At 55.5% G+C, this 1,011-nt stretch carries 2 protein-coding genes; one reads left to right on the plus strand and one right to left on the minus strand.

Annotated elements, in window-relative coordinates; genetic code table 11:
- Positions 1 to 20 precede the first annotated feature (20 nt).
- Positions 21 to 284 carry a helix-turn-helix domain-containing protein gene (locus BLR85_RS30660; RefSeq protein ID WP_093165270.1) on the minus strand — a complete coding sequence of 88 codons (264 nt, stop codon included), beginning with the start codon at positions 282 to 284 and terminating at the stop codon, positions 21 to 23.
- Between the two features lie 28 nt (positions 285 to 312).
- On the opposite strand from BLR85_RS30660, the gene BLR85_RS30665 reads away from it, so the two are divergent.
- Positions 313 to 936, plus strand: a complete 624-nt coding sequence (locus BLR85_RS30665) for a tyrosine-type recombinase/integrase (RefSeq protein WP_093165268.1) — start codon at positions 313 to 315, stop codon at positions 934 to 936.
- Positions 937 to 1,011: the final 75 nt, after the last annotated feature.

Here is a 1,011-nt window from a genome sequence, read left to right on the forward strand (position 1 = left end):
TTGCCGCAGAATCGGTTTGGTTACTCATCGGAACCAGGCGCATCGATCTTGTGGATGCGGATACCAGGGGCGTCGTTCGGCGTGCCAATGAACTCGATGCCGGCGGATTCGAGGGTTGACCGTATTGCGTTCACATTTGCGGTTGTACTTGCCGGCGTGCCTTCAGATGCCTCTACCCGCTTTATCGTACTTCCGCTAACGCCACTTCTCCGGCTGAGTTCGGAGACGCTCCAATTCAGCGCTCCTCTTGCTGCTCGAATTTGACTGCCGGTAAGCATTGACATATCCAACGATTGAACCAATATAGATCATATGATCAAAAATGATCCATCTCCTGTTTCTTTTTGTTATACCGATTGGCGTACCGAGTTTACACGCCTGGAGGGGGCATACTCGCCAGCGACAATGCGCAGTTACCGAGCAGATGTCGAGGCGTTTGAGAAATGGTGCCTCGCATCTGACCGGGACCCGTTTCCGGCCTCTGTAGAAACGGTGTGCCGATTCTTGGAAAAGCAGGGAAATACAAAGGCGCCGTCCACTGTAAGACGACGCCTTTATGCGATCCGCAAAGTTCACCGGCTGCTCAACCTACCGGATCCCACTTACCATGAGGATATCAACCTAGCCTTTCGGCGCATCAGGCGGGGAAATTCAATTCGCCCGAAGCAGGCCAAGGGTCTGACGCGGGACTATCTCGACCGCTTTCTCGCAAGTGAGCCCGCCACGCCGTGGGGTCTGAGAAACCGCGCCATGCTCTCTCTCGGGTATGAACTCCTTACCCGTCGGTCCGAATTGGTCGCCCTCCGTCTCGACGATCTCGAAGAGCGTGAGGACGGAACTCTCCGCGTGCTCATTCGCCGTAGCAAGTCCGACCCATTTGGAGCGGGACGCATTGCCTTTACGTCCCGCGAGACGTCCGTGGAGTGCCCCCAATGAAGTGGTCCACCAACTGGGATAGCTTTATCCCGTTTTCAGGAGGACCAAACGATGGCTGGAAAGCGAGACAAACCC

This window comes from Aliiruegeria lutimaris (genome assembly GCF_900099935.1).
GTDB lineage: Bacteria > Pseudomonadota > Alphaproteobacteria > Rhodobacterales > Rhodobacteraceae > Tropicimonas > Tropicimonas lutimaris.

Bases quoted from the DNA above. Each gene is read 5' to 3' on its own strand.
- BLR85_RS30660 (WP_093165270.1), bottom strand. From the start codon at position 284: ATGTCAATGCTTACCGGCAGTCAAATTCGAGCAGCAAGAGGAGCGCTG.
- BLR85_RS30665 (WP_093165268.1), top strand. From the start codon at position 313: ATGATCAAAAATGATCCATCTCCTGTTTCTTTTTGTTATACCGATTGG.